Here is a 4,819-nt window from a genome sequence, read left to right on the forward strand (position 1 = left end):
GTCGGTCGAATCGAATGCACCCGCGAGCACGCTGCGCTCGCCTCCCTCTTGCGGGGAGGGGTCGGGGGTGGGGGTCCCCGGATTCAGTTCGTCGTGGGGTACCCCCCTCCCCGACCCTCGCCTGCACGGCAGGGCAATCGCATATGGCGTTTGAACGCTGGCGGTGCGCTCCCTCCCCCGCTTGCGGGGGAGGGCTGGGGAGGGGGCGTCGTGCGAAAAAGGCTGCAGCGGAGGCCAGGGCGGCCCCCACCCGCCGCGCAAGCGCGGCGACCTCCCCCGCAAGCGGGGGAGGCAAACGGAGAGAGCGCCACTCATATGCGATAGCCCTGGGTTGCGGGGGGAGGGGGCGCACCTCCGATGCTTCGCCGATTCGATCTCACTTCATCACGCTGTAGCGGTCCGATGCTGCTGGACATCGCCGCTCTAAGCAAAAGTTTCGGTTCGATCGTCGCCGCCGATAACCTCGACCTCGTGGTGGCGGCGAACGAGGCCGTTGGCATCATCGGGCCGAATGGCGCCGGCAAGACCACGCTGTTCAATTTGATTGCCGGCACACTTGCGCCCGGCGGCGGCACCATCCGCTTCGGTGGCTGCGACATCACGCGCGCCGCACCGCAGACGCGCTGTCACTCCGGCATTGGCCGCACGCACCAGATTCCGCAGCCGTTCGAGAAGCTCACTGTGTTCGAGAACCTGCTGGTCGGTGCAGTGCATGGCCGAAGCATGAGCGAGCGCGAGGCTGCGCGGTCCTGCGGCGAGATTCTCGAACGGCTCGGCCTGTTGCGGCACGCCAATTCGCTCGCCGGCTCGCTCACGCTCCTGCAACGCAAGCGGCTGGAGATGGCGCGTGCGCTGGCAACGGCGCCAAAATTGCTGCTGCTGGACGAGATCGCCGGCGGACTGACCGAGGGCGAGTGCGCCGAGCTGATCGCCACGATCCGCGACATCCGGAACACCGGCGTCGCAATGCTGTGGATCGAGCATGTCGTGCATGCTCTGCTCGCGGTCGTTGACCGCCTGATCGTGCTCAATTTCGGGCGCAAGATCGCCGAAGGCGCCCCGCGCGAGGTGATCCGATCGCCCGAGGTGCGCCAGATCTATATCGGCATCGAGGCGTGAGGATGGCGCTGCTCGAGACGTGCAATCTCCAGGCATTCTACGGCGACTTCCAGGCGCTCTATGGCATCGACACGCGACTGGAGGCCGGCGAGACCATCGCCATCATCGGCGCGAACGGCGCCGGCAAGTCGACTTTTCTCAAGGCCGTCGCGGGCCTCGTTCGCAGGCCTGCCGCCAGCGTGCTGTTCGATCGCCAGCCGATCGGCGCACTGTCAGCGGCTGACGTCGTCAAGCTTGGCATCGCGCTGGTGCCGGAGGGACGGCGGCTGTTTCCATCGCTATCCGTGGAAGAGAATCTCCTGATCGGCGGCCACGGCCGCAAGCTGGGCGGGCCATGGACACTCGATCGTGTCTATTCTCTGTTTCCGATCCTAAAGGAAAGGCGATCCCAGGCCGCGCCAACTCTGTCGGGAGGCCAGCAGCAGATGGCCGCGATCGGCCGCGCACTGATGTCCAATCCGCGCGTCCTGCTCTGTGACGAGATCAGTCTCGGGCTGGCGCCGATCATCATCGCCGATATTTACGCCACGCTGCCGCGGATCAAGGCCGAAGGGACCAGCGTCGTGCTGGTCGAGCAGGACATCGCGCAGGCCATCAAGGTCTCGGATCGCGTCTACTGTTTTCAGGAGGGACGTCTCTCGCTCGTCGGCCGGCCGCGCGAATTGACGCGCGAGCAGATCCACGACGCCTATTTCGGGTCCTGACATGACGGGCGCCCTCGATGCTGTCATTCAAGGCGTCCTGCTCGGCGGCCTCTACGCCCTCTTTGCCGCCGGGCTGTCGCTGATCTTTGGCGTGATGCGGCTGGTCAATCTCGCGCATGGCGATCTCATCGTGCTCGCCGCGTTCGTCATCCTCGTTGTCGCGGAGAAGCTCGGGCTGGATCCCTTCGCTGCGGTGCTCGTTGCTGCGCCAATCCTGTTCGCGATCGGTTTTGTGCTGCAGCACGTGCTGCTGAACCGGACGCTCGGCCGCGACCTGCTGCCGCCGCTGCTCGTCACCTTCGGTCTGTCGATCATCATCCAGAACGGTTTGCTGCAATTGTTCTCGGCCGACAGCGAACGGCTGCGCTCGGGCGCGATCGAGACGGCGTCCATCGCGCTTGGTGGCGGCATTGCGATTGGCGTCGTGCCGCTCCTCACCCTCTTGTCGGCCGTCGCCGTGATCGTGATCCTCAACCTGATCTTCTACCGCACGCCGCTCGGCCGCGCCTTCCGCGCGACATCGGATGATCCGGAGGTCGCGCAGCTCATGGGGATCGATCACAACAGGATTTTCGCGACCGCGATGGGCCTCGCCTTTGTGGTGATCGCGATCGCGGCGCTCTATCTCGGCCTGCGGGCGAATTTCGATCCCACCATCGGTCCGGCGCGCCTGCTCTATGCGTTCGAGGCCGTGATCATCGGCGGGCTCGGCAGCTTTTGGGGCACGCTCGCCGGCGGCATCGTGCTCGGCCTGGCGCAGACCATCGGGGCGCGGATCGATCCGGAATGGCAGATCCTGTCGGGCCATCTCGCCTTTCTCGCCGTGCTGGCGATACGGCCGCGCGGCCTGTTTCCCCGGGCCCTGGATTGATGCGAGCGATGAAAGACGGGCGACCCGCTTCGGGCCAAATGTTCAGCGTCGCTACCAGCGGCGGCGGCTCGCGCGCCGCGCTGGCCGCTGCCGCTGCGATCCTCATCATGCTCGCGGCGCTTCCGGCCTTTGCCGCACGCAATCTGATCCAGGACCTGATTTTTCTGTTCTACATGCTGGCGCTGGCGCAATGCTGGAATCTGCTGGCCGGTTTTAGCGGCCTGATCTCTGTTGGCCAGCAGGCCTTCGTTGGGCTCGGCGGCTATATGCTGTTTGCGCTGACGCTGTTTGCCGGGCTCGATCCTCTGCTTGCGATTCCGCTCGCGGGAGTTGTTTGCGCCACCTTTGCGCTGCCGACCGCGCTGATCGTGTTCCGGCTGCGCGGCGCCTATTTTGCGATCGGCACCTGGGTCGTCGCCGAGGTCTACCGGCTCGTCTTCGCACAGTTCAAGGGTCTTGGCGGCGGCACGGGGACCTCGCTGGCGCCGTCCGTCACATCGACGGTGTTCGGCATCGAATGGGTCAAGGCCTTGTTCGACGTCCGCACCCCGGCCGCGCGCGACATCATCTCCTATTGGGGCGCGCTGGTGCTGATGGCGGGTACGCTCGTCTTCGTCTATGCGGTGCTGCGTTCCCGCCGTGGGCTGGCACTCGGCGCGATCCGCGACCAGGAAGCAGCGGCAGCGGGCCTCGGCGTCGACATCTACCGGACCAAGCGTGCGGTCTATGTCGCCGCGGCCGCAATGACCGGCATGATAGGCGCGCTGATCTATCTGCAGAAGGCGCGCATCTCGCCGGATGCCGCCTTTTCGGTGCTGGACTGGACCGCCTATGTGATCTTCATCGTGGTGATCGGCGGCATCGGCACCATGGAAGGGCCCGTGATCGGCGCCATCATCTTCTACCTGCTGCAGCGCTATCTCGCCGATTTCGGCGCCTGGTATCTCATCCTGCTCGGCACGCTGGCGATCGCCGTCATGCTGTTCGCGCCGCGCGGCCTCTGGGGCTTTGTCGCCGAGCGTTTTCGCGTGACACTGTTTCCGACCCGGCGCCGCCTGGTGATCGGCGCCGATGAGGTCAAGGGCGGCTGATCTGCAACTGGCCGATTAAGCGGCAGCCCTCAGTTGCTCGTTGGCGTAATTCGTGAGCCGGCAGTATTCGTCGAACGGCCGGTTCTCGAGCTGGAAATGGGCGTCGAGTTCGTTAACGGCGCGCTGCTCCCATTCCTCGGCCTGCGCCAGCAGGGAACTGCGCTGCAATGGACGGAACGCCGCGGTCTGGCGGTAAAGCGATGCGATGGTGCGATAGCGACGCACATTCTCGAAAACGGCGGCTCCATGCTTAATCATCGGTTTATTCTCCCCGTAAAGATGTCCCGTGTTCGCTAAGGGGACTTTGGCCTCCGAGATTTTCGATTTCGTTAGCGGGAGAGATCGAGCGGTCGGATGGTTTCCAGTCCCTTGCCGCTCTCGCTCAGGCCAGCATGTCGCGCACCAGCGGAACCACCTTTGTGGCGTAGAGCTCGATGCAGGTCATGAGTTTTGCGTGGGGCAGGGGACCCGCCGAGTATTTCAGCTGGAAGCGTGCAAGCCCGAGCACCTTCACGGTCGCCGCGATCTTGCGCGCCACGGTTTCGGGCGAGCCGATATAGAGCGAGCCGCGATCGGCCTCGAAATCGAATTCGCGCCGCTCCATCGGCGGCCAGCCGCGCTCCTTGCCGATGCGGTCGCGCATGATTTTGTAGTCGGGCCAGAATTCTTCGCGCGCCGCCTCGTCGCTGGCGGCGACATAGCCGGGCGAGTGCACGCCGACCGCCTTGGCCTCGCGCCCGAACTCGCGAAAGGCGCGATGATAGAGCTCGACATAGGGCGCGAACCGCGCCGGCTCGCCGCCGATGATCGCCAGCATCAGCGGCAGATCGTAATGCGCCGCGCGCACCACCGATTCCGGGCTGCCGCCGACGCCGATCCAGGTTTTTAGCGGGCCGCGCTCGAGCGGGGGAAACACGCGCTGGTTCTTCAGCGGCGGACGCAGCTTGCCCTGCCAGGTCAGCGGCTGCTGCGGCAGCAGCGTCGCGAACAAATCGAGCTTCTCCTCGAACAGCTCCTCATATTGGCGCAGGTCG

General features: G+C 65.3%; 6 protein-coding genes. 4 read left to right on the top strand and 2 right to left on the bottom strand.

Annotated features, from left to right (window positions below; all coding sequences use genetic code 11):
- The first annotated feature begins 402 nt into the window (after positions 1 to 402).
- From JOZ76_RS02490 to JOZ76_RS02505, 4 genes are read left to right on the top strand one after another with little or no spacing between them, the layout of a single operon-like run.
- Positions 403 to 1,119: an ABC transporter ATP-binding protein gene (locus JOZ76_RS02490; protein ID WP_291697050.1), complete on the top strand. Its 717-nt coding sequence runs from the start codon at positions 403 to 405 to the stop codon at positions 1,117 to 1,119.
- A 2-nt stretch (positions 1,120 to 1,121) separates the two neighbouring features.
- A complete protein-coding gene (locus JOZ76_RS02495) occupies positions 1,122 to 1,823 on the top strand; it encodes an ABC transporter ATP-binding protein (protein WP_291697051.1) in 702 nt (233 codons plus the stop codon).
- A gap of 1 nt (position 1,824) precedes the next feature.
- Positions 1,825 to 2,694, top strand: coding sequence for a branched-chain amino acid ABC transporter permease (locus JOZ76_RS02500; protein WP_291697052.1), 870 nt, complete (start codon positions 1,825 to 1,827; stop codon positions 2,692 to 2,694).
- A gap of 8 nt (positions 2,695 to 2,702) precedes the next feature.
- On the top strand, positions 2,703 to 3,785 hold the full coding sequence (locus JOZ76_RS02505; RefSeq protein ID WP_291697053.1) for a branched-chain amino acid ABC transporter permease: 1,083 nt from the start codon (positions 2,703 to 2,705) through the stop codon (positions 3,783 to 3,785).
- A 15-nt stretch (positions 3,786 to 3,800) separates the two neighbouring features.
- Here JOZ76_RS02505 and JOZ76_RS02510 read toward each other — a convergent pair whose 3' ends face one another.
- Positions 3,801 to 4,043, bottom strand: a complete 243-nt coding sequence (locus JOZ76_RS02510) for a hypothetical protein (protein ID WP_291697054.1) — start codon at positions 4,041 to 4,043, stop codon at positions 3,801 to 3,803.
- A 124-nt stretch (positions 4,044 to 4,167) separates the two neighbouring features.
- The coding region (locus tag JOZ76_RS02515) for an LLM class flavin-dependent oxidoreductase (protein WP_291697055.1) at positions 4,168 to 4,819 on the bottom strand (652 nt) is incomplete at its 5' end.

It is taken from the genome of Bradyrhizobium sp. (assembly GCF_019244115.1).
GTDB lineage: Bacteria > Pseudomonadota > Alphaproteobacteria > Rhizobiales > Xanthobacteraceae > Bradyrhizobium.

Coding starts and splice junctions, on each gene's coding strand:
- JOZ76_RS02495 (WP_291697051.1), top strand. CDS start 1,122: ATGGCGCTGCTCGAGACGTGCAATCTCCAGGCATTCTACGGCGACTTC.
- JOZ76_RS02510 (WP_291697054.1), bottom strand. CDS start 4,043: ATGATTAAGCATGGAGCCGCCGTTTTCGAGAATGTGCGTCGCTATCGC.
- JOZ76_RS02505 (WP_291697053.1), top strand. CDS start 2,703: ATGAAAGACGGGCGACCCGCTTCGGGCCAAATGTTCAGCGTCGCTACC.
- JOZ76_RS02500 (WP_291697052.1), top strand. CDS start 1,825: ATGACGGGCGCCCTCGATGCTGTCATTCAAGGCGTCCTGCTCGGCGGC.
- JOZ76_RS02490 (WP_291697050.1), top strand. CDS start 403: ATGCTGCTGGACATCGCCGCTCTAAGCAAAAGTTTCGGTTCGATCGTC.